This is a genomic window from Butyrivibrio sp. TB (genome assembly GCF_900110805.1).
Classification (GTDB): Bacteria; Bacillota; Clostridia; order Lachnospirales; family Lachnospiraceae; genus Butyrivibrio; species Butyrivibrio fibrisolvens_C.
In genome coordinates this window covers 48,284-73,463 of record NZ_FOER01000009.1, presented here as the reverse complement: position 1 = coordinate 73,463, position 25,180 = coordinate 48,284, and the positions used below count along the sequence as shown (strand labels likewise).

Genomic DNA, 25,180 nt, shown 5'->3' with positions numbered 1-25,180 from the left:
GATGTTTTCTTACGATGATTATAAAAAGATCTTGAAGATTATAAAAGAGTCAGGCCGTCAGGCTACATATCAGGAAGCTCTCAATAAAGATGACTTTATTATAATGCGTCATGATGTGGAGTATTCTGTTGAAAGAGCCTATAAGCTTTCTAAGGTTGAGGAAAGTATGGATTTCAGATCAACATTCTTTTTCCAGTGGACCAATAATTCATACAATATTCTCTCAAGAAAGAATAGAGATATCTTGACAGATATGCATGAAAGAGGTCAGGAAATCGGACTTCATTTTGCCCTCAACGGTATGACGGATATGAATCTTATCAGAGACAGAATCAGGCAGGAGATAGACATGCTTAGTAATATGCTTGGCTTTGAGATAACCACATTCTCAATCCACAGACCTTCACCTGCTGTACTTGCAGAGAATATTAAGCTTCCCGGTATTATCAATGCATATCAGGATGAGTTCTTTACATTTGATCCAAAAGCTTCAGAAGGCGCAAAGCTTGATGTTAAGTATATGTCAGATGCTAACCACATCTGGAGATATGGATACCCTGATGAAGAGAACATTTTAAACAATAAAAAAGTACAGATTCTAGTTCATCCGTTTGGCTGGACCAAGGAAGGTTACGACAATTTCAATAATTACAGAACCCTTATTGATGAGAAATATGATGAGATGGTTGACTCTATAGATAACGAGTGTAAGGACTTTGCAGAGTTCCGTGACAAGTTTGAGCGTAAACACTAAGGTGAAAAAGAGGCAGATTTGAAAGAATTAGAATACCCTTTTGATTCAGCATATATACTGAAAAGATCAAAAAGAATAAAAAAGCAGCTCCTGGAAGATGGTTCATCACGCATACATAAGAAGATTGCTGTTCTTGGCGGCTCTACTACTCATGATATAATCCGTATTATGGAGCTTTTTCTTCTTGATAATGGCATCGAACCTGAGTTTTATGAGTCAGAGTATGGTCAGTATTGGCAGGATGCAATGTTTCCTTCAGATGAGCTTATTTCTTTTGCTCCTGATATTGTATATATTCATACATCAAACAGGAACATTACAGATTATCCTGTAATGTCAGATGATAAAGCGCAGATAGAAGATAAGCTTAGCCATGAATACTCACACTTTACAACTATGTGGGATAAACTGGCAGCAACATTTAACTGTCCTATAATACAGAACAATTTTGAAGCGCCTTTTTACAGACTGCTTGGAAATCGTGATGTATTCGATATACATGGACGACTCCATTTTGTTAATGCGCTTAATATGAAACTGTGTGACTATGCGGCTGCTCATGAGGGCTTTTATATAAACGATATTAATTATCTGTCTTCCTGTTATGGACTTGATGCCTGGTCGGATCCCTTGTACTGGCATATGTACAAGTATTGCTTGTGCGTTCCGGCTATTCCGTATCTGGCATTTAATGTTGCCAATATTATTAAATCAGTTTATGGCAAGAACAAAAAGGCTCTGGTTCTGGATCTTGACAATACGTTGTGGGGCGGAGTTGTCGGAGACGATGGAGTAGATGGTATTGAGATAGGACAAGAGACCAATCTCGGCCAGGTATACTCTGAGATACAGACATACCTTAAAGCCCAGAAGGATATCGGCGTTATGCTCAACGTAGATTCCAAGAATGATGAAGAGAATGCTATCGCAGGTTTAAATCATCCTGATGGAGTGCTTAAACCGGATGATTTTATATACATCAAAGCCAATTGGGAACCTAAAAGTGAGAATTTCAAGGCAATTGCTAAGAGTATGAATATCCTTCCGGAGTCCATGGTTTTTGTTGATGATAACCCGGCAGAAAGAGAGATCATAAAGCAGCAGGTTATAGGTGCTCCGGCTCCTGAAATAGGCAAGCCCGAAGATTATATAAGAGTTATAGATCATTCCGGATTTTTTGAAGTTACAAATCTGTCTGAAGATGATAAGAAGCGTAATGATATGTACAAGGCTAATCGTGAACGCGAAAAGCTCGAAGAAAGCTTTCAAGATTACGGACAGTACCTGTCATCTCTAGATATGAAGGCTGTGATCAGACCGTTTGAAGATCTGTATATGGCCAGGATTGCTCAGCTTACCAATAAGAGTAATCAGTTCAATCTGACTACTAAGCGTTTTACGCAGGAAGAGATTGCAAAGGCAGCAGCTGATGCATCTAATATTACATTGTATGGCCGTCTTATGGACAAGTTTGGTGATAACGGAATAGTATCGCTTGTTATGGGACATCTTGAGAATGATGAGTGCCATGTAGATCTTTGGCTCATGAGCTGCAGAGTATTAAAGCGCGATATGGAATTTGCCATGATGGATGCACTTGTAAATGAATGCATAAAACGTGGCATCAAAACTATCATAGGATATTATTATCCAACAGCTAAGAATAAAATGGTCAGAGATTTTTATTCCATACAGGGTTTTGATAGAATAAAAGAAGATGCTGATGGCAATACAATATGGAAACTTGACATATCATCAGGATATGAAAATAAAAACAGATATATTGCTATAGATAACGACTTGAAGTAAGCGGTCGTGACTATTAAAATGAAGTGACAAGACAATAGCATAAGTGTAATTATAGGAGAGTACTAACATGACAAGAGAAGAAGTATACGAACGTCTTAACGAAGTGTTCCGCGATGTTTTTGATGAAGAAGACATTACTGTAAATGATGAAACAACATCTAATGATATCGATGGATGGGATTCACTCGAGCATATTAACCTTGTAAACGCAGTCGAACAGGAATTTGGCGTAAAGTTTGATATGGGACAGATTGTTTCCATGAAGAATGTTGGTGAGATGGTCAATATCATCATGGCACAGCTGTAAATAGGGATAGGACTTTTATGATAAAATTTAATGTTCATCACGTTGGCTTTCTATGCAAGAATCTTGAGAAATCAAGAGCTAAATTTTTGGAACTCGGGTATTCTATTGAGCAGGAGAAAGCCTTCGATGACATCAGAAAAATATATATAGAATTCCTTGTGAACAGTGGCTACAGAGTAGAACTTATTCAGCCGTCTGATAAGGAATCACCTATGTATCCGCTTCTTTCAAGATATAAGAATACTCCTTATCATTTCTGCTATGAAGTAGAAGATCTTGAAGAGGCAACTAAGGAACTAGAGAATAAGGGCTATACTATTTTTCAGAGCCCTGAAAAAGCCCCCTGTATAGAAAATGGCAGGGTGGTATTTATGATCAACACAGCAGCAGGCATTGTTGAACTACTTGAAAGGGCAACCTGATTTTTATGGAACTTACATCTTTCTACTTTCTGTGCTTCTATGCTGCAGTTTTAATACTGTATTATATCGTACCTGTAATATTCAAAGGCAGGGGACAGTGGGTGGTACTGCTTGCAGCCAGCGTAAGTTATTACTATATGGCTGAAGGCGGGAAGCTTCTTCTGTACCCTTTTTTTGCGTCTTTTGTTACATGGACCCTTGTTATGGTACTGACCAAGCTTGATAAGAAGCAGATTGCTGCAAGGCGCAGCGTGCTGATTCTGGAATTATTCATACTTCTCGGAATCCTGGTAGGTCTGAAATATATAAGATTTGTATATGTTGATACTATAAGTCTTGCTGTACCGCTAGGACTGTCTTTTTATACATTTATGCTCCTTGGCTACTTTATTGACGTATACAATGGAATATGTGAGCCACAGACCAATCTACTAAAGACTTGCCTTTATGGAATGTATTTTCCGCTTATGACTTCCGGCCCTATCGTAAAATTAAGAGAAGGAGGAAAACAGTTTTTTGAAAGGCATGAGCTTGAGTACAATAATATAACATTTGGTATGCAGAGAATGCTTTGGGGATTTTTCAAAGAGCTTGTTATATCCCAGAGGCTTGGCAAGGTTGTTGATACTGTATATGCACAAGATTCTAGTTATGCCGGAATATATGTCTGGTTTGCAACAGCTTGTTTTGCATTTCAGCTTTATACTAACTTTTCAGGTTGCATGGATATAGTAATAGGTCTTTCAGAGACCTTTGGACTAGTAATGCCTGAGAACTTCAGAACGCCTTTCCTTGCCAAAAACATTTCAGAGTATTGGAGACGCTGGCATGCAACTCTTGGAATCTGGATGAAGGACAACCTTTTTTATCCTCTGCTTAGAACTAAGTTTTTCATGAATCAGGCCAAGAAATTTAAAAAGAAGTTTGGCAAAAAACTTGGCAAACAGCTTAATACCTGGCTAGCAATGCTGATCTTATGGACAGCTGTTGGTTTGTGGCATGGTGGAGACCTTAAGTATGTGATTGGATCTGGTATACTTCACTGGTCTTATATAGTTATTGGCGAAGCAACCCTTCCCTTTTTTACATGGCTTTTTGGAGAGAAGTTACATATCAACATGGAAGGTAAGGCAGCAGATGCGTTTAGAGTTATCAGGACATTTTTCCTTGTAAACCTTGGATTTGTATTCTTTAGAGCTAGTTCAACAGGCCATGCTATAAAACTTCTGGTAGCAGGTGTTAGTACTTTTAATATTACAGAACTGTTTAATGGTCATATATTTGATTTGGGACTTGATTTTGTAGAGATGACAGTTGCATTTGTATCCATAGCAGTATTGATAGTAGTATCAGTACTTCAGTACAAAATGGATCAGAAAGCAGAAGCCGATAAGAACTACGTAGGGCCTAGGAATGTAAGACAGCTTATAGCTTCAAAACACCTTATTCTTCGCTGGGCTATATGGTTTGCGCTTATTATGTATGTTATACTCCTTGGAGAATACGGCCCTGGATATAGCGCGGCTGAATTTATTTACGAGGGCTTTTGATTGATATTATGAATAAAAAGCAGATTTTAAAAGCGGCAGTATTTGCCATCATATTCATATTCTTAATAAGATCTGTCACCTATGTATTAAGGACCAATGGTGATGTAAAAGATAGATTTACGGGATTTTATGCTGAACCAGACAACTCTATTGATGCTGTCGTGATTGGTTCTAGCCCTGTATATCCTGCTATTGTTACACCCAAGATTTATGGAGATACAGGTATTACAGTATATCCCCTGTCCAGTAATATGCAGCGCCCGGTTGCAGGTATGTACCTTGTCAAAGAGGCCCAGAAGACTCAGTCTCCAGAGCTCTATATCTTCGAAATGCGAATGTATACAGCCAATGAAGAAGACATTATCGGCAATATGGCTCATACAAGAGAAGTTACAGACAACATGAAATATTCCATGAACAGAATAGATACGATCAATGCAATGGTAGATGATAAGAGTCAAAGGCTGACTTACTATTTTGACATATTCAAGTATCATTCTAACTGGAAGACACTATTTATGTGGTCTCAGCTTAGGGACTTCAATTATGAATATCCAGATGATCTTAAAGGGTATGTTGTATATGACCAGGTTGGACCTACTCAGTCTGTGGATGTATCAGATATCGAAGGAGATAGACCTATTCAGGACAAGCAGGAGAAAGCACTTCGTGATCTTCTTGAATATCTTTCGGATAATGATCTTCAGGGGCTTTTTATAGTGTTACCTGAACTGATGACAGAAGATAGTCAGAAGAAATATAACTATATGAAAACCATTATTGAGTCTTATGGTTATAACTTCCTTAACATGAACGATTATTATGAGGAGATCGGTATTGACTTTGAAACTGATTTTCGTGATTACGGCAATCATACCAATGCTCTTGGCGCAGTCAAGGTCACAGATTATCTGGAAGAGTATCTTGTAACTCATTATCAGTTCATTGATGATCATAGGCTTGATGGTAATTATAGTTCATGGGATGATGCCTATAAACTCTGGCAGGAAGAATATACTAATGCCAAGGAAACTATAGATCAGACAATAGCGGACAAGAACTGGTACGAACCGGAAATTGAGGAATGACACCATGTGCGGAATATGTGGATATGTATCAAGAAAAAGAATAAATGAACAAGAACTTCGTATCATGAATGACACGATGATACATCGTGGCCCCAATGATAATGGAGTAGAGATATACGATGGCCCGGATGGATATTGTATTGGAATGGCTCAGCGCAGGCTTTCTATTGTTGATCTGTCTCCGCTTGGCCATCAGCCGATGCACTCTGCAGATAAGCGAGTAACAGTTGTATTTAACGGAGAGATATATAATTTCCTTGACCTTAAAAAAGAGCTTTCGGATTATCCTTTCAAATCGACTTGTGATACTGAAGTAATAATAGCTGCATATTTAAAATGGGGCATACACTTTACAGATCATATTCATGGTATGTTTGCAATAGCCCTTTATGATAGAGAGACAGAAGATTTATATCTTGTAAGAGACAGAATAGGCAAAAAGCCCCTTTACTATTGGCTGGATGGAGACAATCTTGTATATGCTTCAGAACTAAAGCCTATTATGAAATGTCCCGGATTTGAAGGAAAGATAAGACGTGAAGTTATTGCACGATACCTTTATCAGCAGTATATTAATGCTCCTGATAGTATATTCGAGGATGTATACAAATTAGAGCCCGGAGCTGTTCTTAAATTTTCTAAAGGGAAAAGGCAGATATGGAAGTACTGGGATATAAGAAAGGCTTATGCAGCAAATAGCCAGAATCCTGTAACAAATTATGATCAGGCTAAGGCGGAACTCAAAAACCTTCTTAAAAAGGCTGTAGCTGATAGAATGATAGCAGATGTACCTCTTGGAACATTCTTGTCAGGCGGATTTGATTCAAGCCTTATAACAGCTCTTGCCCAGGACAATTCAGTTGAACCGGTTAAGACTTTTTCAATAGGTTTTAACGAAAAAAATTATAATGAAGCAGAATTTGCTAAAGCTGTAGCTTCTCATCTTGGTACTGATCATACAGAACTCTATATCGATGAAAAAGAGATGTTTGATCAGATAGATAGTATGGCCAGGTTTTATGATGAACCTTTTGCTGACTCATCGCAGATTCCTTCAATGCTTGTATCCAAGCTTGCAAAACAGAAGGTTACAGTAGCTCTGTCAGGAGATGGTGGTGATGAGTTTTTCTGCGGATACAATATCTATGCAGATCTTGCACTTGCAAGAAAGCTGGACTTTCTTGGCAATATAGCATACGGGATAGGCCAGATACCGTTAGGATCAGGCAATAAACTTCTAAATAAGTATCCTTTCAAAGTCAGAGCAATTGCAGAGAATCATAACAAGGAGACTAAATGCCAGCTTTCATCAGAAGGATACGTTAGAGCAGCTAGGGCTTTTATGAATAATGAAGAAGGGCTTCCTTGTAAGTATCCTATTGAAACTTCATATCCAGGAAGTAACTGGCAGATAAAGCGCATGCTCCTTGATATGGATACATATCTTCCCGGAGATATTCTATGCAAGATGGACAGAGCATCTATGAAATATTCACTTGAAAACAGATGCCCTATTATGGATACAGCAGTAATGGAGTATTCATTTAGAATCCCTCATGAGTTTAAATATTATAAGGGAGACAAAAAGCATATTCTAAAGGATATAGCATATGATTATATTCCTCGTGAACTCCTTGACAGGCCAAAGGTTGGCTTTGGAGTGCCGCTTGATAAGTGGATGAGAGGACCGTTAAAAGAACAGCTTTTAAGCTATGCAGATCAGGATTTTCTAAAAAAACAGGGATTATTTGATGCTGCCTATGTCAATAAATTTATAGGTGATTATATAGCTACCGGAGATGGAGGACGGGCATCAGGAAGTAACTATTCCAAAATAGCATGGAGTTTCTTTGTATTTCAGCAGTGGTATCAGTACTTTGGATTGTGATGAATAGGACGTAGATATGTGTGGAATTTCAGGGCTAATTAATTATAAAGGCGATTTTCGTGCAGTTATATCAGGTATGAACGATCATATGAAGGACAGAGGACCGGATGCAGAGGGCATATGGATAAGTCCTGATAGCAAGATTGCACTGGGGCATAGGAGACTTGCGATTCGCGACTTGTCTGCCAATGGCGCCCAGCCCATGAGATCTCATTCCGGACGCTTTTGGATGGTCTATAATGGAGAAATCTATAATGCAGCAGTTCTTCGAGAACGCCTTATTAAAGAGTCGTTTTGTAAAGATACAGATTTTAGAGGAACTTCAGATACAGAGATTCTGCTAGAAGGTATCGAAGCTTATGGGGTATATGAAACACTGTCTGTATGCAAGGGAATGTTTGCGATAGCTGTGTATGATACTGTCACAGGAAGGCTTCAGCTTGCAAGAGACAGAGTAGGAGAAAAGCCTTTATACTACGGCTTTGTTGGACGAGACAGCTTTGCATTTGCTTCTGATATAGGTTGTTTTACATGTATTCCTGAATTTGAAAAAAATGTAAACAGAGCTGTACTACCACTTTATTTCGCACATGGATATATACCTGCACCTTACAGTATATATGAAGATGTTTATAAACTCATGCCGGGAACAATCCTGACAATTGATGATCCGTATGCATATTTTAACCCTATATCAGACGGCGATCTTGCTGCGTATTATAAGTGTGGAAGATCAGGCTTTTGTTTTAATTCATCTGATTATCTCGATGCTTCTAACTATAAAGATATAGAAAAGAATACAGGTGATCTATGTAGTGAAACTGGCCATGCATATACAATATATTGGTCGATGAAAGAAGTCGCAGGCAAGGGCCAGAATAATCTTTTTACAGGATCAGAGCAGGAAGCTGCATATGAACTTGAAAGACTTATCAAGGAATCTATTAAAGGACAGATGATATCAGATGTTCCACTTGGAGCATTCCTATCCGCAGGTATAGATTCCAGTACTATAGTATCACTTATGCAGCAGGTAGCACCTGGCAGGGTTAAGACCTTTACTATTGGAATGCATGAGGAAGGCTTTAATGAAGCTGATATAGCAGGTGAGATAGCCGGTATTCTAGGAACAGAACATACGCAGATGTATATAGATGACAATGATGCTAAGGCTGTAATCCCCAAACTTGCAGATATGTTTGGAGAACCATTTGCAGACAGCAGTCAGATTCCTACTTATCTTGTAAGTAAGATGACACGTCAGCATGTAACTGTATCTCTTTCAGGGGATGCAGGAGATGAACTTTTTTGCGGTTACACATCATATAGGTCTATAGAGAGAATCTGGAATAAGACAAGTAGGATCCCTGCACCTATCCGTAAAGCATCCGGAGCAGTTCTTTCTTCTATAGCAAGTGGAGATAACGCTGTACGAGCAGCCCTTCTTAGAGCTTCTGATTCGGCTGATCTTCATATGATAGAGCAGGACCCTTATGGATATGGCAGAAGGATTCCGATTATAGATAGGTCAGGACCATGTAATCGACACTTTAAAGGAACTTTGTACGCAGGTAATACACAAGGAAACTATCTTAGTGAAGTCAATCATAACATCATGCTTCTTGATATGAACATGTATCATCCTGATGATATACTTGTTAAGGTTGACAGAACTGCTATGGCGGTGTCACTCGAGACCAGAGTTCCATTCCTTGATAGGGATGTAGTTGAGTTCGCATGGACGCTTCCTATAGACTACTTGAGAGATGATAAGATAGGCAAAAAGGTTCTTAGAAACGTATTATATAGATATGTTCCCAAAGAACTGATGGACAGGCCTAAAAAGGGTTTTTCGATTCCTATAATGAAATGGTTACTAGAGCCGCAGCTAAGACAATGGGCGGAAAATCTTGTGGATCCTGTAAAGATTAAAAATCAAGGATTCCTTAATGAGAATGAAGTTACAAGGCTCTGGAAGGATTTTGTAACTAAGAAAGAGTGGCGTCCGCAGATATGGTATATTCTCATGTTCCAGCAATGGCTTGAAAATGTCGGACTGTAATAAGGTATGAAATGGCATTATGGAACCAGGCTTTAATTGAGGAGATTTTTATGCATTTAAGAAAAGCTGATATGGATGATGCACTCTTGGTCTTAGAATGGAGAAACGACGAAACAGCAAGGATGAATTCCTTTAATCATGAAGTTATATCTAAGGAAGATCATATCAGGTGGTTTAAGAAGAAACTAACTGATGAATCATGTCGTTTTTTTATACTTGAAGATGAAGAGGGACCTGCTGGCTGCGTAAGAGTGGATGTTATCAAAGATGTTGGTGAAGTAAGTTATATGATTGCACCTGAAAGGCGTGGCAGAGGTTATGGTACTAAAAGTCTAAAACTTGCAGAAGAGGAGTTGCACAATTCTGAAATAAAGACAATGGCAGGCTTTGTAATAGGCGAAAACCATGCGTCAGCTAAGTGTTTTGAAAATAATCGCTATGCCAAGCTGTCTGCTGGTGATATTTACTGTTATATCAAGAATATATAGAAGTTAGTATATCAGGAATGGTGATAGATATGTTCAATAAGAACTTTAGGATTGGAAACAAAAAAATAGGTCAGAATGAAAAAACATTTATTGTTGCAGAGCTTTCCGGCAATCATAATGGTGATTACAACAGAGCCATAGAGATAATCCATGCAGCTGCCGAGGCTGGAGCTGATGCTGTAAAACTTCAGACTTATACAGCTGATACTATTACAATAGATTGTAATAAGCCGTGGTTTATGACTTCGGATGGAAGTCTTTGGGAAGGAAGAACCCTATATGATCTTTATAAGGAAGCATATACACCTTGGGAGTGGCATGAAGATCTTATGAAGGAAGCTGGTAAACTTGGTCTTGAATGCTTCTCATCTCCGTTTGATCCTACAGCAGTTGATTATTTGGAGAATCTTAACGTTCCTGCCTATAAGATAGCAAGTTTTGAGATCAATGATATTCCTCTGATCAGGAAGGTTGCAAGACTCCATAAGCCTATTATATTTGCTACAGGTATAGCTTATGAAGAGGATATTAAGCTTGCGCTTGATACCTGCCTTGAAGAGGACAACAAGGATGTTATATTGCTAAAATGTGTAAGCGCATATCCCACTCCTTATGACATGGTCAACCTTCGCATGATGCAGGATCTTGCTGAGAAATATGACTGTCTTGTAGGACTTTCTGATCATACACTTGGTAGCGTAGTAGCAACCGGAAGTATAGCTCTTGGCGGCAAGATGATAGAGAAACATCTGACTCTGGACAGGAAAGCCGGAGGAGTTGATGATGCATTCTCAATGGAGCCGGAAGAATTTGCAGAAATGGTTCGAAACGTCAGAATAATGGAACAGGCACTTGGAAGTAAAGAATATGCTCTTTCAGACAAGCAAGCTGCAGAAAGACATTTAAGCAGATCTTTATTTGTAGTCAAGGATATAAAGGCAGGAGAGAAGCTTACTGCCGATAATGTCAGATCCATTAGACCCGGAAATGGAATGCATACCAAGTATTATGACCAGGTCCTTGGAATGACTGCAGTTAATGATATTGAGAAGGGAACTCCTCTAAGCTGGGACCTGATCAGATAAGACTTAGTTCATGAGATCCTCAACATAGTGTTCCCATTCTTTGAATACATTTTGAGCCGAGTACTCATCCCGGATCTTAAGAGCTTCACGGCCCAATGACTTTGCATAGCTTACGTCTTTTAGAACTTCAGACATTTCATGTACAAGGGAATCCTCGTCTCCAACAGGAATGAGGATTCCATTTTTATGATTATCAATAAGCATTGCAGGACCGCCGCATGGGCAGTCTGTAGCTATGCAGGCAAGCCCTGTACACATAGCTTCCAAGAGAGCATTAGGCATACCTTCTGTATCAGACGTATGCAGGAATAGAGATGCACTGCAGAGCTTACTTCTTATATCTGTAACAACACCAGGCATTGATATCTTATCGCTTATATTAAGCGATGCAGCAAGATCCAGCATCTTCTGCCTGTCAGGACCATCTCCGCAGATAAGGAGTCTATAATCAGGAAAATCCTTGCTGATTCTTGCAAAAGCGCGGATCATAAGATCGTGACGCTTGTTTTCATCGACCCGTCCAACCGCAAGTATGAGTTTCTGCCTTGATTCATAGTCAGGTATATCGCCGTTTAAGTACTCATCACGAACCATGTTGTGAAGAATCTTAGCTTTCTTCTGGACAGATTTTGGGAAGAAGGCACGGCTTCTTTCAGTTTGCAATATAATACCTTTGGCTTTTGGAAAAAGGATTTTAACACCGGCTCTCATCACGCGTCCCGGATATTCAAGCTCAGGCATGGCGATAACATATGCAGCAACTGGAATAGAAAGCCCTGCTGCAGATGCAAGAGCCATAAGATTGTTTTTGCCATTACAGGAGAGAATCAGATCCGGTTTTAAGATCTTCCAGATCCTGCGAAGCTTGTCTGTACGTTTTATAAAATCAGATATTCGAGATCCGCCGCCCTGCGATGTTATCTCAAGCGCAGCATTATCATTGATGTCTGAATAGTATCTTGTTACGCTTCCTTTCCATATAGAAGTGGAAAGGGCATTTTCTGCTATTTCGTTCATAGGAACATATCGAATATCAGTCCCGGAGATCAGTTTTTCATCTCCCGTTTTTGGAGCCTGCCTTCCGCATAGATCGTACTCATTAGATGATCTGAAGATAGTAACGAAGCTGACTCTGTATCCTCTCTTGGCAAAATATTCTGCAAGATTCACAAATACTCGTTCAGCACCGCCCTTTGACAGAGATCCAATATATAAAGCAATATGTTTTGTTTTTGTAGTGTTTTTCTGATTCATAGAATCAGTATATCACATAATTCGACTTTTTTTATTGGTTAGGATATAATGTTAAAGGCTATAAGGGGAAGTCTGTGTTTTTTGTGAACACAAGTCCCGATATGCCAATTACAACCATATTATAATATCTGGAGAATACAAGGCCGAATGGCAGATAATTATTATAGTGACAAAAAAATATTGATATTAGGAGCAGGTGGTTTTATTGGAACCAATCTAACTGATGAGCTTATATCCCGTGGTGCTTCTTTGACTCTTTTTGATGCTTCATTTGAAAAAACAAGGTCTAAGAGATGGGAAGAAAATGGTGCAAAGCTTGTAACCGGGGATTTTTCCAAAATAGCTGATTTTGCAGATGATCTTGTAAAGGGGCAGGATCTTATTTTCCACCTTATCAGCACTACCTGTCCGACTAACTCTAATCAGAATATAGCAGCTGAGTATACAGACAACGTCTTGCCTACAACAAGGCTGCTTGATGCTAGTATAGGTTCGCTTTCACGTGTGATATTCCTCTCTTCAGGGGGGACTGTTTATGGCAAGGATCATACGGGTATCTGTAAAGAAGATGATGATGCATTCCCAATTTCGTCATACGGAATTCAGAAGCTGACCATTGAGAAATTATTGTATCTTTACAATTATATTCATGGTATAGACTATCGTATCATAAGACTTGCTAATCCTTATGGTCCATATCAGAGAACCAATGGCGTACAGGGGGTAGTTACTAACTTTCTCCACCGAGTACTTAAGGATGAGCCGCTGACACTGGCCGGAGACGGAAGCGTAGTCAGAGACTATATATATATAGCTGATGTTGTTAAAGGAATCCTTAGAATATCACAGGACGATGCTTCCAACAAACTCTATAACTTTGGAAGCGGTCAGGGAACAAGTGTCCTTGAAGTTATACAGACAATCGAGAAGATTACCGGCAAGAAAGCTATAGTCAACCGGGTTCCTGCCAGACTTGTGGATGTTCCTGTAAATGTACTTGATATCAGCAGGTATAAAGCGGATTTTGGAGATCCGCATTTATTGTCTCTTGAAGAAGGAATACAGCTTACTGCGCAGTTTCTAAAATCGCAGTTGTGATATTTAAGGTTTGATAAATGAGAATAATTGAAAAATATACTCCGGGGATAATACCTGAAGCTGATCAGACAGATAAGATCAGCATATCAGTTGCTGTCTATAACGGAGAGAAATATCTTAATAAATGTGTTGATTCACTTCTGGCTCAGACTTATAAGAACATAGAAGTGATACTTGTAGATGATGGTTCTACAGATAGCTGTCCGGCTATATGTGATGAGTATGCCCAAAAAGACCCCAGAGTAAAAGTTGTGCATAAGAAAAATGGTGGACTTGCTTCCGGTAGAAATGCCGGGATAGCAGCAGCAACAGGATCATATCTTGGATTCATGGATGGCGATGACTGGGTAGATCCGGATATGTATATGCGCCTTATGGCTGCAATCAGAGAGCATAAGGCAGATGTGGCTATAACAAGATATCGCTGGGTTTATGAGGACAGAACGGAGGATCCGTCTACTGACAAGGCTTATATCATGGAAGATCAGGAAGCCCTTGAACAGTATATTCATGAAAATGATGATATACAGATTCAGAACTGTGCCTGGAATAAACTATACAGTAAAGAATTTCTTGGAGATCTTCGTTTTGATGAAAGCAAGTGGTATGAGGATGTTATTTTTACTACAAAGCTTATCTCAAAAGCCAGCAAGGTTGTCTTCCTTGATCATGCAAGTCACAATTATATCTGTGACAGATCAGGAAGTTATATGAATCAGGGAATAAGTGAGCGTATTATCACTGATCTTATCCCTATCTACAAGGAACGCACAGCTTATCTTAGGTCGATAGGCAGAGATGATCTTGCGGATACACACAATTATTATTTTTATAAAAGGCTGATGATCTACTATACTCAGGCATATCGAGGCCCTGATCAAAGAGATATAAAAAGGTCCAAGATGAACCGCATCAAAGCTGCTATTTATAGTGAAAAGGATCATTTTAATGCCGCTTTTAGCAGTAATGGCGCTAATCCTAATGAAAAGAAAAAGATGGATATATTCCTCTTTTCACCAAGGATATACCTTATTGTCATGGCTATAAATGACAGATTTATCATTCCTTATAAGGTTAGAAGGTTAAGAGGACACGTATGATTATAATTAAGATGCAGGGAGGTCTTGGCAACCAGCTGTTTCTGTATGGCCTTTACAAAGAACTTCTATACCTTGGGAGAGAAGTTAAAATGGATAACATCTCCGGATTTGAAGATGATCCTCAGAGAAGTCCTTCTCTTTATAAGCTTGGAATATCATATGATATAGCAGAAGATGGTGAGATTAGGACTATGCGAGACTCCTATATGGATCCATTGAGCCGCATTAGAAGAAAGATTACCGGTCGGAAGAATAAAGACTATTATGAGGCTCTTGACGGGAATTTTGATGAGCATGTACTTGAGGCAGATGATATTTATCTTAATGGTTATTTCCAGTCTGATGATTATTTTAAAGATGATGAGGTCAGGCAGGAACTTATAGCTGATATCTGCAAGAATAAAGATCTGTATCTTGGCGATCAGGATGTGACAGATATAAGGAACGCGATAAGATCTTCCAATTCTGTCTCCATGCATATCAGAAGAGGTGATTATCTGACACCTGTTTCCAGAAAGACCTATGGCGGAATATGCACAGATGACTATTATGCCAAGGCTATGGAACTTGTAAGATCTAGTTATCCTGATGCACAGTTTTATATTTTTTCCAATGATATAGACTGGTGCAGAGCTAAGTATAAAGATACAGACAATATAAGCTTTGTAAATATTTCAGGAGATGACAGTGATATTATGGAATTCTTCCTTATGTCAGAGTGCAGACACCATATACTTGCTAACTCAAGCTTTAGCTGGTGGGCAGCTTTTTTGGGATCAGCAGATGATCGCGATAGGCTTAACATAGTTCCATCTAAATGGACTAATACAAGACAGATGAAAGATATCTATGCCTCATGGATGACCAGAATTTGAGCATGGATGGATTTTTAAATAATAATTTAAACAGTTTGTAAAGCAATACAAATTTGTATATACAACATTTTGAAAGGTTCTATATATGGGAATCGTAACAAAAGACAGAAAAAAAAGCGGAACAGCTTCCCTTAGCATACTTCATAAACTACGTCACATATTTGATAGAAAACAGAAGGAGCAGTCAGTGATCCTTGCTGTAATGATCCTTATAGGAGGTCTTCTTGAAACACTCGGAGTGTCTTCAATACTAACAGTGGTTCAGTCTCTTATGGATCCGGATAAGCTCCATACCTCCATTGAGAAGATCAATGAGAAAGTGCCATTTACACAGACACTTATGAAAATGGTAGGACTTGATGATGATAACAGCATCATAGTATTCATGCTAATAGCGCTGATACTGATATTTGTGATCAAAAATATATTTTTGTTGATGCTGACATCAAGACAGAACTCTTTTATAGCAACAGGTCAGAATGACATGATAAGCCGTGTCATGCGAGAGTTTTTGAACAGACCATATGAGGATTATCTGGGGGCAGATATTCCTACTGTATTTCGTATAACAGATAGTGATATACCCAAGATGTTTGCACTAATACTTGCTCTTCTTTCACTTACAACGGAGATAGTAGTATCGGTATGTCTTGCTTTAGTACTTGTATTTATCAGCTGGCAGATGACATTTTTTATAGTAGCTGTATTTCTTGTACTGACACTTATCATCATAAGGCTCATGAAGCCAAGACTTAATAGTATCGGACAGAAGAATCAAAGTATTCAATCACGTATTGCCAAGTGGCGTATTCAGGCTATATACGGACTTAAAGATGTCAAGGTACTTCACCGCGAAGATTTTTTTATCAGAAATTATTATGAGTCAGGTAAGATAGGTGCACGTCTTGCAACAAGATATTCTGTAATGAATGCAGCTCCAAGATTCCTGATTGAGACTGTGTTTATAGCTGCAGTACTTGGCTATATAGCAGTATATATAGTAAGGGGCGGGAGTATTAATACTCTTGTGCCGCAGCTGTCTGCATTTGCTGTTGCTGCTATGAGACTGCTACCATCAGCTAACCGTATCAATACATATCTTGCCGAGATAGCTTATGAAGAACCCAGCCTTGATTATGTATTTGATAACCTTACGGAATCAATGAAGACCAGTAGTGAGATGAGAGCAAAGCGTGAACAGATCTCAGGACCTGAGCTTGTACTTGATAAGGAGATAAGACTTTCACATATCACTTTCCATTATCCAGACTCTGATAAGAATATCTTCTCGGATGCAGATATGGTAATCCCAAAAGGAAAGTCAGTAGGAATCATCGGTTCATCAGGAGCCGGTAAATCTACTATAGTTGATATCCTTCTAGGACTCCTACATGCACAGGCAGGTGATATCCTCTGTGATGACAGGAACGTCTTTAGTAACTATGAGTCATGGCTTTCCAAGATAGGCTATATTCCTCAGTCTATCTATCTTATAGATGAGAGTATCCGTGACAATATTGCATTTGGAATAGATGTTGACAAGATTGATGAAGACAGACTCTGGGAGGTACTTAAGGAAGCACAACTTGATGAATTCATCAAAACACTTCCTGAGGGCCTTGATACCAGGATAGGTGACAGAGGCGTAAGGTTATCCGGTGGTCAGAGACAGAGAATCGGTATTGCAAGAGCTCTTTATCACAATCCTGAGATACTTGTGTTCGATGAAGCAACAAGTGCACTTGATAATGAAACAGAGGCAGCGGTCATGGATGCTGTCAATAGCTTCCATGGACGTAAGACCATGATCATAATCGCTCACAGACTTAACACTATTGAAAAGTGTGATATAATCTATGAAGTTCACGATGAGAAGATAATGGAGACGACGCTTGAAGGTCGTCATATAGCGCACTGATAGACAATAATTTGATTGGAATAAGTTTGAAAAATGGTATACGATTGCTTTCCTTTTTTTAACGAAGTAGATATATTGGATCTGCGGCTCCATATCCTTGACAAATATGTAGACAGATTTGTTATAGAAGAGGCTACAACTACATTTTCTGGCCAGCCCAAGGAGCTGTGCTTTGAGAAAAATAAAGACAGGTTCAAGGATTTTCTTCATAAGATCACTTATATAGTCGTAGATGAGAATCCTACGGATATAAATGCTTTTGAAAGAGATGTATTTCAGAAGAATCATCTGATAGAAGGCCTAAAAGATGCAACCAAAGAAGATATAATAATGCTCAGCGATTGTGATGAGATTCCTGATCCTAAGGCTCTTGAACGAGTCTTTGCTGAGTTTGATCCAGGCAAGGTATATCATTTTGCACAGGACAACTTCTATGCATTTATAAATATGATGGAAGTATCCGGCAAACTTCTGGAAACAGAAGGCGAGTTCCCGGAGATTCCGGAAAAAGAGAGAAAGTGGCTTGGAACTAAGATCACAAGTATAAGTCAGTTTCCTAAGGATGGAATTGTGAGACTTCGTGATCAGATTGCAACTACAGATCCAAGGTCTGTGAGAGTTCCAAATGGCGGTTGGCACTTTGGATATATGGGCGGTATAAGAGAAACTAATGCTGCCAAAAGAATAGGCATTAAGGTCAAGGCAGCAGCTCATCAGGAATATAATGATAGAGAGATTTTGGCAGAGACAATGGATCAGCTGATACTAGGCAGAGATCTTCTGGGAAGAGATGCTGAGTTTAAAAGGGTTGAAGTAGATAATAGATATCCTCAGTATCTTATTGATAATCTTGATTATTATGAATACCTTGTAATGCCGCCTATCACAGGATGGATGCGTATTAAGGCAAAGCTTGATCTTACATTGGGAAGATTCTGCCGTAAGGCTTATCATCATGTGATGAGAAAAATTGGACTAAGTAAGTAGAAATATTGAGGATTGATATGCCTGAGTATAAAAATGGTAAACTTCAGCTTCCAAATGTGACGCTTGTAGCTCTTACCAGTGTTAAGATAAAACCTACGATCAAAGCCATGCTCTATAGCATGCGCGGCATAGATTTTGGCGATGCGGTTCTTATAACCCATGAAAAGCCCTTTATGCTTCCAAAGAAGATCCGCTATGCTCATATAGACAAGATAGATGAGATCAACAAATTCAACTATGCCTGCGTATATGAGCTTGGTAAATATATAAATACAGACTATATTCTTCTGGTTCACTATGACGGTTTTGTAATATATCCTGAGAGCTGGAGAGATGAGTTCCTTGACTATGACTATATCGGGTCTCCATGGCCGCTTCCGCCTGATGATGATCCTGTTAAATACAGAGATCCTGATGGAAAGATAATAAGAGTTGGTAACAGCGTCGGTTTAAGAAGTAAGAAACTCTTAGACCTTCCCGGACAGCTTAACCTTCCCTGGGAGAGCTTTTATGGATGGTACAACGAAGACGGTTTTCTTTGCTGCCATCATCATAAGGAGCTTGAAGCTGCCGGCTGTAAATATGCGCCTATAGAAGTTGCAAGATACTTTGGAAGAGAACAGACATTTGAAGAGACCACAGGGATAAAGCCCTTCACCTTCCATAAATGGGGCGGCGAGAACGCAGACTTCCCTAAGTTTGATAAGACTCCCTGGATCAAGGTATTGTACAGAAGAATACGGTATGGCCGGAAGAAAGAGGACACCTAAATGCCTAAGGTTTCAATATGCATACCTGCCTACAGGGACAGGGATGGCCTTGAGAGACTTTTAAACAGCATAGTAGCGCAAAGCTTCACTGACTATGAAGTGATAGTATCTGACGATGTTATAGATAATAATTCATCATCACTTGAAGACATTGTCAATAAATACAAAGGCGACCTCGGCGACAGACTTATTTATAAAAAGCATATATCAACAGGAAGGCCCGGAGATAACTGGAACTCTTCAATAGAAAATGCCAAGGGTCAGTACATCAAGATGATGCTTCATGATGACTGGTTTACAGATAAGGATTCGCTTTCAGAATACGTATCACTTATTGAAGAGTCAGATGCACCGCTTGCCTTTTCGGGAACATGGGAAGTGTCCGCCGACTGGAGATATGCAAGGCACATAACTGATGAAGATGTACTTCTTATCAAACAGGATATAAGAAATCTTTATACCAAAAGTGTTATAGGCGCTCCAAGTGCTACTATCTACAGGAATAACGGAAGGTTCTATGATCCAAAGCTTAAATGGCTTATAGATATGGAATTTTATATACGCCAGATAAGAGCAGGTGGTGGCAGCTTTACCTATACCAATAAGCCACTTATGAGCATAGGAAGAAGTGACAGCCAGATGACAAGCTACTGCCTGTCCCATCCAAACCTTGTACGAAAAGAGTACTTTTATGTATATAAAAAGCTTGGCCTTAAATGTGAAAAGAAGTATACAGAATATCTAAAATGTCAGCTTAAAAAGCCTCACTAAGTTCAAGAGACTTATAATCTGATTGATAACAAAAAGATGATTTACTTAATATAAAGAACTTAACTATCTTACTAAAAACGGATTTATAGAAAGAGAGATTTACAAATGAGAGTATCAATAGCATATCCACCGCTTGAAAACGTAAAGGGAGTACCGCTTCTGGGACAGAATCGTCAGTTCCAGTGGTTCAACAGCCCTACATATATCTATCCGATGGTACCGGCATCCTGCGCTACTCTTCTTCAGAGCAAGGGCTATGAAGTATTCTGGGATGACGGAATTGCAGAAGAGAAGACTTACAAGGACTTTACTGCAGAAGTCATGGGACGTGACCTTGATGTGATGATGATTGAGACCAAGGCGCCGGTTGTAAGATTCCATTGGGAGATCATTGATGAATATAAGAAGATGAAGCCGGATATGATCATAGTAGTAGTAGGTGATCATGTTACAGCTTTTCCGGAGGAGACAATGAACTCCTGTAAGGCGGATTATGTACTTACTGGCGGTAATTATGATTTCCTTATGGCTGACCTTCTTGATAATCTTAAAGCCAATGATGGCAAGGTCAAGGTATCAGATCTTCCAAAGGGTATCTGGTATAGAAGAGAAAATGCTGTAGAAGAAACAGCAGCAGGAACTGATACACAAGCATCTGCAGATAGTATTGCATCTACAGGCACATTTGTTCTGAATCAGAACCTTAATGATCTGCCAATCATAGACAGAGATCTTACAAAATGGAAACTTTATAGTGAGAAGAATGGTAACTATTCCAGAACACCGGGAACATATACCATGGCAGCACGTGACTGCTGGCATCACAGGTGTACTTTCTGCAGCTGGACAACTTTATATCCACAGTATCTTACAAGATCTCCGGAGAGCCTTCTTGATGAGATCGGAATGCTGATAGACAAGTATGGTGTCAAAGAGATTATGGATGATTCAGGAGCATTCCCGATAGGCACATGGCTTCATACTTTCTGTCAGGGAATGATAGAACGCGGCTATAACAAGAAAGTCATCATGGACTGTAATATGCGTCTTGATGCTCTTACTTATGAAGAGTACAGACTCATGCGTGAAGCAGGCTTTAGATTTGTCCTCTTCGGACTTGAAAGTGCCAACCAGGAGACACTTGACAGGATCGATAAGAGAGAGAATATAGACAAGATGATCGAAAGTCTCAAGAATGCTAAGAAAGCAGGTCTGTCACCTCATATAACTCTTATGTTCGGATATCCATGGGAAGATGAGAAGATGGTTCAGAACACAGTAAAGCTTGGTCGTCAGATTCTTATCAAAGGTTGGGCACATACTCTTCAGGCAACAGTTCTCATCCCTTATCCGGGAACACCTCTTTATAAAGAGTGCAAAGAAAATGGCTGGTTACTAACAGAGAGATATGAGGACTTCGATCAGAGAATGCCTGTTATGAAGACACCAATGGGATCTGAGAAGATCAAAGAAGCTGTCGAGAGTGTATACAAAGTTTCATTCAATCCTGAATTTCTTGCAAGAAGAATTGCAGGCATCAGAAGTATCGATGATGTTAAGTTCCTATTCAGAGCAGCAGGCAAGGTAATAGGTCATCTTACAGACTTTGGTGGCAAGAACGGCAACTGATATGATGGATGAGAATTGGAAAACATCAGACAGAAAAAGAATAAGCATAATTAGAAATGCTCTCTTTGACCTAATGCTGACTATAGAGATCCTAATAGTTATCATAGATAAGAGTGCGCTTCATTTTGGATATGAAGGCCAGGTATTCAGGATTACATTTTTAATAAATGTTATAATAGTGATCCTCGGTATATATGAAGGCTTTAAAGACAATCCAGGCAATCTTAAAAAAGGGTTAACAGGTTTTTATAGCTGGTGGCAATGGGGGCTTTTACTTGTAGCCGGACTTATTGCTGCCATAGATTATAAAACCTCAGGAAGAAATGAAATGTTAAGATTCCTTATGGTAATTGCAGCCTGCAGGAATCTGGATGTTACTAAAAAGCTTAAGCTTTTCTTCTTTGAGACACTTGGAGGATGCACGATACTGGTCTTTCTAGCCTTGCTGGGAGTGCTTGGTGAAGTTCAAAAACTCTCCGGAACTACTGGCCAGCTGCAGTATGTACTCGGAATGGGGGATCCTAATGCACTTCATTGTATGTTTCTTATGATAGTACTACTTGCATTGTATCTGTATTTAGAGAAAATGAAGTGGTATTATTATCTGGCACTGGTTTTGGCTGATATCATCTTATGGAGGATGACGGGAAGTGAGATCGGGGCCGGAGTGACGCTCCTTGCTATTATAGGTGCTGTTATAGTCCGGGTGACTAAGATCAAAGAATATAAGTTTCCCTATATTACTGCGATTGGTTTGCTGATATTCGAGGTTGCTTTTTCTATAGGAGCAGCGGCTTTTAGTGCATATACAATGACACAGGCTCCTGCGTTTGACGCACTTAGAGCTATGGGCCAAGAAGCTGTTCCGATAAACCAGAAGCTGGAAGATCTAATCCGTATAATAGACAGGGGGCTTACAGGGCGTATAACGTATCTATTTTGGAGTAGAGAGGATCATCTTGGTGCAATATATTCTTGGCATCTCTTTGCAGATGACAAGTATGAGATATATTATGATATGGGCTTTTGCAGGCTTTTCTTTTGGTATGGATGGATACCTGCATTTTGCGTGATTGGGTTAATAATATTTGTATATATTTTTGCTATGTTCAAAAAAGATGGCAAGACACTTGTTGTGCTATCTTGCATGTGCATTTATACTGTTGTAGAAGCGCATTTGGTCTCGGTATATGCCGGGCGCAATTTTGGGCTTTTGTTGATGGGATTATATATTATGAATCTTGCTCGGGAGGAGCATGGGAATGAACGGGGATAATAAGTTTTCAATTAAATATTTGATGTGGTTTTTGGATATGGTAGTTGCAGCTATAAGCTTTTATGCAGCAACTTTTATCAGGTTTCAGAATTTTAGAGATATGTATTCCAAAAACCTTCACTTCTTGGTATGCGTAGTTATCATATTTGTAGCATCAGTATATTCTTTTGGTGTTGATTATAACAGGGACTTCATGAAAAGGCGTATGCCACAGGAGAGCTATGCACTTATAAAATATGAGATGGTGATCTTTGTTGGTACTACTGTTATCATCTATCTTTTGAATATAGGTAGCACTTTTTCAAGACTTGTAATGTTCTATTTTGCAATTCTTGATTATGTTCTTACTCTTCTGGCTCATCATTGTGCCAAGACTTTTCTTGGTGCATATTGGAAGAATGCTGATACAGCTGTTAAAATGTTGGTTCTTACAGAAGAGAAGTTCCTGGAGAAGACCATAAGACATCTTCAGCATCATCTTGATATCAATTATAGGATAGTTGGAGCTGTGTGCCTTGATAAGGATATGAAAGATGAAGTTGTAAGAGGAGTTAGTATTATAGCCAACAGAAAAGGACTATTTAAAACTGTGACTACCATGCCTCTTGATGATGTATTTATCTATACACCTGACAGTACACAGAATGCTCTGGAAGACGTAATCAATGCTTTCCAGGATATGGGCGTAAGAGTTAACTACTGCGTAGAGCTTCCGGGTATGAGAGGCAGGACATCTGTCGATATGATAGGCGGATATAGCGTAGTTACCTATTCCAAAGGAACAGGCCGTTACAGAGCACTTATTTTAAAGAGAATGTTCGATATTCTTGGGGGACTTGTAGGTATTATCTTTACCGGAATTCTTACAGTATTTGTCGGTCTTGCTATTAAGCTTGATTCACCCGGACCTATATTCTTTTCTCAGACGAGGATTGGAAGGAATGGGCGAAGGTTCAAGATATATAAATTCAGATCTATGTATATAGATGCTGAGGAGAGAAAAAAGGAACTTGAGTCTCAGAACGAGATGACAGGTCTTATGTTTAAGATGAAGGATGATCCCAGAATTACGAAAGTGGGAGCCTTTATTCGTAAGACATCACTTGATGAGTTCCCTCAGTTCCTCAACATCCTTAAGGGTGATATGAGCCTTGTTGGTACAAGACCACCAACAGAAGCTGAGTTTGAACAGTACAACGAGTATTACAGACGTCGTATATCAATGACTCCCGGCCTTACAGGAATGTGGCAGGTTAGTGGCAGAAGCGATATAGAAGACTTTGATGAGATCGTTAAACTGGATCTTCAGTATATTGATAACTGGTCCTTGGGACTTGATCTGAAGATATTATTAAAAACCGTTAGTGTAGTATTTAAGGGAAGCGGAGCGTCATGAATCTTGCAATAGATTGCTTCAGGTTGGTCAAAGGTGACCAGTCCACAAACGGAATATATGAGCTTACAGTAAAGCTGATACAGTATCTTGGGAATGAGAATTCCAGAAGAGATATGGAGCATCATATCATGGTGATGGGCAATACTACCAACCAATGTGATATGGATGTCGATGGTGTAAGCTTCCTTCTTATGGAAGGGGATCCCGGAGACAGAGTGCTTTCTGCATGGTGGCAGAAATGGAAATCAGGAGCTATAGCCAGAAAACTTGGATGTGACAGGATTTTCTTCCCTGAAGGAAGGCTTCCTATAGTTTACAGGGGTAGGAAGACTATCATGATCTATGAAGACAGGTCTGAAAAAGACAAGAAAATCAGTTGGAAACAAGTCATGGCTGCCAGGCGTTCTGATCACATTATCGTGATACATGAAGCGACTAAAAGAAAGCTAGTAGCTTCTGCACCAAAGACGGAGAAGCGTATCAGACTGCTAAAAGATCTTGGAACCAAAAACCGTAATCCCATGGAACTGGGAGGGTATTGGATAGATCTGTTCAGCGATTGACAATAATAGTAAGCGAATTAGGAAATTGCTCTTTGTCAGTTATAAAATACCATATATGATAGTATTTTATAACTGGCATAAGGCAATTTC

At 39.3% G+C, this 25,180-nt stretch carries 22 protein-coding genes; 21 read left to right on the top strand and 1 reads right to left on the bottom strand.

The features are described 5' to 3' along the window. The first annotated feature begins 1 nt into the window (after position 1). The 10 genes from BMX21_RS07765 to pseI all read left to right on the top strand — a co-directional run bounded on the left by BMX21_RS07765 (position 2) and on the right by pseI (position 11,453). A complete protein-coding gene (locus BMX21_RS07765; protein ID WP_027203324.1) occupies positions 2-754 on the top strand; it encodes a polysaccharide deacetylase family protein in 753 nt (250 codons plus the stop codon). 18 nt (positions 755-772) lie between these two features. Beyond that, on the top strand, positions 773-2,563 hold the full coding sequence (locus tag BMX21_RS07760) for an HAD-IIIC family phosphatase (protein ID WP_027203325.1): 1,791 nt from the start codon (positions 773-775) through the stop codon (positions 2,561-2,563). Positions 2,564-2,630: 67 nt separating this feature from the next. Beyond that, positions 2,631-2,870 (top strand): acyl carrier protein, encoded by a 240-nt coding sequence (locus tag BMX21_RS07755; RefSeq protein ID WP_027203326.1) that lies wholly within the window; start codon positions 2,631-2,633, stop codon positions 2,868-2,870. A 17-nt stretch (positions 2,871-2,887) separates the two neighbouring features. Continuing rightward, positions 2,888-3,292, top strand: coding sequence for a VOC family protein (locus BMX21_RS07750; protein WP_027203327.1), 405 nt, complete (start codon positions 2,888-2,890; stop codon positions 3,290-3,292). A 5-nt stretch (positions 3,293-3,297) separates the two neighbouring features. Beyond that, entirely contained in the window at positions 3,298-4,842 is a 1,545-nt protein-coding gene (locus BMX21_RS07745; protein ID WP_092043091.1) for an MBOAT family O-acyltransferase, read from the top strand. After that, complete coding sequence (locus BMX21_RS07740; protein ID WP_242952893.1) at positions 4,839-5,930, top strand: SGNH/GDSL hydrolase family protein; 1,092 nt, start codon at positions 4,839-4,841, stop codon at positions 5,928-5,930. The genes BMX21_RS07745 and BMX21_RS07740 overlap by 4 nt, the downstream gene beginning before the upstream one ends. A gap of 4 nt (positions 5,931-5,934) precedes the next feature. Continuing rightward, a complete protein-coding gene (gene asnB, locus BMX21_RS07735; protein WP_092043088.1) occupies positions 5,935-7,818 on the top strand; it encodes an asparagine synthase (glutamine-hydrolyzing) in 1,884 nt (627 codons plus the stop codon). Positions 7,819-7,834: 16 nt separating this feature from the next. Then, positions 7,835-9,880: an asparagine synthase (glutamine-hydrolyzing) gene (gene asnB / locus BMX21_RS07730; protein ID WP_092043085.1), complete on the top strand. Its 2,046-nt coding sequence runs from the start codon at positions 7,835-7,837 to the stop codon at positions 9,878-9,880. 50 nt (positions 9,881-9,930) lie between these two features. Next, complete coding sequence (locus tag BMX21_RS07725) at positions 9,931-10,368, top strand: GNAT family N-acetyltransferase (RefSeq protein ID WP_177173969.1); 438 nt, start codon at positions 9,931-9,933, stop codon at positions 10,366-10,368. Between the two features lie 29 nt (positions 10,369-10,397). Continuing rightward, positions 10,398-11,453 (top strand): pseudaminic acid synthase, encoded by a 1,056-nt coding sequence (gene pseI, locus BMX21_RS07720; RefSeq protein WP_027203333.1) that lies wholly within the window; start codon positions 10,398-10,400, stop codon positions 11,451-11,453. 3 nt (positions 11,454-11,456) lie between these two features. Here the strand turns inward: pseI and BMX21_RS07715 are convergent, their stop codons facing one another. Beyond that, positions 11,457-12,707 carry a glycosyltransferase gene (locus BMX21_RS07715; protein ID WP_092043079.1) on the bottom strand — a complete coding sequence of 417 codons (1,251 nt, stop codon included), beginning with the start codon at positions 12,705-12,707 and terminating at the stop codon, positions 11,457-11,459. A 147-nt stretch (positions 12,708-12,854) separates the two neighbouring features. Here BMX21_RS07715 and BMX21_RS07710 point away from each other — a divergent pair, with 147 nt between their 5' ends. From BMX21_RS07710 to BMX21_RS07660, 11 genes are all read left to right on the top strand, one after another. Continuing rightward, entirely contained in the window at positions 12,855-13,805 is a 951-nt protein-coding gene (locus BMX21_RS07710) for an NAD-dependent epimerase/dehydratase family protein (protein WP_092043076.1), read from the top strand. A 17-nt stretch (positions 13,806-13,822) separates the two neighbouring features. Beyond that, positions 13,823-14,905 carry a glycosyltransferase family 2 protein gene (locus BMX21_RS07705; protein WP_092043073.1) on the top strand — a complete coding sequence of 361 codons (1,083 nt, stop codon included), beginning with the start codon at positions 13,823-13,825 and terminating at the stop codon, positions 14,903-14,905. After that, entirely contained in the window at positions 14,902-15,780 is an 879-nt protein-coding gene (locus tag BMX21_RS07700; RefSeq protein WP_092043070.1) for an alpha-1,2-fucosyltransferase, read from the top strand. The genes BMX21_RS07705 and BMX21_RS07700 overlap by 4 nt, the downstream gene beginning before the upstream one ends. An 85-nt stretch (positions 15,781-15,865) precedes the next feature. Continuing rightward, positions 15,866-17,698 carry an ABC transporter ATP-binding protein gene (locus tag BMX21_RS07695; RefSeq protein ID WP_092043067.1) on the top strand — a complete coding sequence of 611 codons (1,833 nt, stop codon included), beginning with the start codon at positions 15,866-15,868 and terminating at the stop codon, positions 17,696-17,698. 33 nt (positions 17,699-17,731) lie between these two features. Beyond that, complete coding sequence (locus tag BMX21_RS07690; RefSeq protein WP_092043064.1) at positions 17,732-18,685, top strand: glycosyltransferase family 17 protein; 954 nt, start codon at positions 17,732-17,734, stop codon at positions 18,683-18,685. A 17-nt stretch (positions 18,686-18,702) separates the two neighbouring features. Next, positions 18,703-19,455, top strand: a complete 753-nt coding sequence (locus tag BMX21_RS07685) for a DUF5672 family protein (RefSeq protein ID WP_034489109.1) — start codon at positions 18,703-18,705, stop codon at positions 19,453-19,455. Continuing rightward, complete coding sequence (locus BMX21_RS07680; RefSeq protein ID WP_092043061.1) at positions 19,456-20,226, top strand: glycosyltransferase family 2 protein; 771 nt, start codon at positions 19,456-19,458, stop codon at positions 20,224-20,226. It begins immediately after the preceding gene. A 105-nt stretch (positions 20,227-20,331) separates the two neighbouring features. Next, positions 20,332-21,855 carry a B12-binding domain-containing radical SAM protein gene (locus tag BMX21_RS07675; RefSeq protein ID WP_092043059.1) on the top strand — a complete coding sequence of 508 codons (1,524 nt, stop codon included), beginning with the start codon at positions 20,332-20,334 and terminating at the stop codon, positions 21,853-21,855. Further along, the gene (locus BMX21_RS07670; protein ID WP_143057223.1) at positions 21,836-23,131 is read left to right on the top strand and encodes a hypothetical protein; all 1,296 of its coding nucleotides are present in this window, start codon (positions 21,836-21,838) and stop codon (positions 23,129-23,131) included. Before BMX21_RS07675 ends, BMX21_RS07670 begins: the two co-directional genes overlap by 20 nt. Next, on the top strand, positions 23,118-24,527 hold the full coding sequence (locus BMX21_RS07665) for a sugar transferase (RefSeq protein ID WP_092043053.1): 1,410 nt from the start codon (positions 23,118-23,120) through the stop codon (positions 24,525-24,527). Before BMX21_RS07670 ends, BMX21_RS07665 begins: the two co-directional genes overlap by 14 nt. Continuing rightward, positions 24,524-25,090 carry a glycosyltransferase family protein gene (locus tag BMX21_RS07660; RefSeq protein ID WP_027203342.1) on the top strand — a complete coding sequence of 189 codons (567 nt, stop codon included), beginning with the start codon at positions 24,524-24,526 and terminating at the stop codon, positions 25,088-25,090. The genes BMX21_RS07665 and BMX21_RS07660 overlap by 4 nt, the downstream gene beginning before the upstream one ends. Positions 25,091-25,180 lie beyond the last annotated feature (90 nt).